The 1,821-nt window shown below is 48.2% G+C and carries 2 protein-coding genes; both read left to right on the top strand.

Annotated elements, in window-relative coordinates:
• Window positions 1-1,614: phage tail tape measure protein (locus tag J7R13_RS08470; protein ID WP_208438276.1), on the top strand; the 1,614-nt coding region annotated here is incomplete at its 5' end.
• A 13-nt stretch (window positions 1,615-1,627) separates the two neighbouring features.
• Window positions 1,628-1,821 (top strand): phage tail protein (locus J7R13_RS08465; RefSeq protein ID WP_208438275.1); only part of this gene is annotated, 194 nt, incomplete at its 3' end.

The following is a 1,821-nucleotide window of genomic DNA, read 5'->3' as shown; positions in this document are numbered from 1 at the left end:
AGTGCAGCGCGTGGTTTTAATGCGATGAGTGCGCGCATTCAGGCAGGGGGTAAACATATTGAAGATGCTTTTGCCAATATCGGGCTTTCCCGCGAAAAATTTATGCAAGATCTGGACAAAGATGCCACAGGTACCTTGGTGCGCTTTTTTAATGTGTTGGGTAAATCCGAACAGGGGATGCGTTCGCTGATTGCCATTGCTGGGCGCGATTTTACCGGTGATTTTGCCAAATTGGTGGGCAATCCGGAATTGTTAGGGCAAGCTTTAGATTATGTGAAAGATCCACAAGTCTTTAAAGGCTCTGTAGAGCAAGAAGCAGACAAACAAGCAACCGGTGCCATGCGGCAATTTGAACTCTTACAAAACCGCATTGTGGCTTTGGGGATTAGCATTGGTGAAGTGCTTCTGCCCCCCCTCAACAGTTTGATGGAAAGTGTTGGCAATTTTACCAATGGGCTTATGGCGTGGGCAAATGCCCATCCCACTTTAACAAGCGCCATCATCAAAACCATTGCTGCCCTTATGGCTTTTAATATTGCTTTACGGGTTGTACGTTTTACCATGGCGGGAACTCGCCTTGGGGTCCTGCAATTGATTGCCTCTTTTATCAAGATGAGGGCTGTTAGCGGTGCGCTGAAGGCAAGTTGGCGCGGGCTCTTGGCTGCAGGGCGCTCACTGGGCTTGCTCACCGCAGGACTTGGGGCACGTTCACTACGACTTTTGCGCCCCATGACCTTGTTGATGGGCGCTTTGCGGGGGATTGCTGTCTCAGGAAGTGCATTTGCTGCCTCTTTTGGCTCTGTTGGGACAGTGATCGAAGTGGTTGGGGCAGGTATTGCTTCTGTTGCGGGGGGTATTTTTACTCCAATAGGGGCTGCGGTTGCTGCTGTTGTGGCGGTCATATTGGCAGCTGGTTTTGCTTTGTGGAAATATTGGGATCGTTTCTCTTCTTTTATGAATGGTTTAACACGGGGGATAATACGGGCTTGGGGGCAAGCCTTTGAAGCCGTTATGCGCTTTTTTGGTGCAGATACCACCACCATCACCAAATGGAAAAATATCATTGCTGCTGCTTTTGATCTCTCTTCCCATTGGCAAAAGTTCAAACAAGGACTTTCCTCTGTTGCCGAGTGGTTTGGCAATTTGTGGGAGGGCGTTAAACAAAGCTTTTCCAACTTTTGGCAATGGTTGAAGAGTTTTTTTACACAGGAAAAGCTCTCTGAGGATGCCAAAGCGGGTATGGAACAAGCAGGGGAGGATTTGGCCAATTGGATTGCCGATGGGTTTATGGCCTCCATCACAAAATTGAGCGATTATTGTAAATCGTTGCCAAGCCGCATTAAGGGGTGGATTGGGTCGATTGATGTAAGAGAGTTTTTGCCAAGTTTTTTGGGAGGCAAAACAACCATTCAACCGATTGCACAATTTGCGGTGGCTTCTCCTGTAAATTCATCTGCGAGAGAACAAAGAGACAAAGATCACTCCACCATCACACACAATCAAAATGTCACGGTGCAAGTCAATGGCGCGCGTGATCCTGTTGCCACTGGTCGTGCGGTTGCCCACGCCATTCAACGTGCACGCGCCAATGCCCTGCATGGGGGAACAGAATGAGGGGAGGGAGCCTATGAGAGATCCTTTGATGATGTTAGGTCCGCATCAATTTTATGTGGACTGGCTGAATTTCCAATCCTTTGAAGAAGAGTTTTCTGCCTCATGGGTTTGTATGGAGCGTTTTGGAAGGTCCCCCAGTTTGCAATTTACCGGTTATGGCAATGATGCAAAAACCATTCATGGTGTGTTGTTTCCAGAAGAATTTGG

Origin of the sequence: Bartonella taylorii 8TBB (genome assembly GCF_902825155.1) — a bacterium.
GTDB classification, from domain to species: Bacteria; Pseudomonadota; Alphaproteobacteria; order Rhizobiales; family Rhizobiaceae; genus Bartonella; species Bartonella taylorii_A.
The sequence above is the reverse complement of the archived record's forward strand: the minus strand, read 5'-3'. Positions and strand labels throughout refer to the sequence as shown.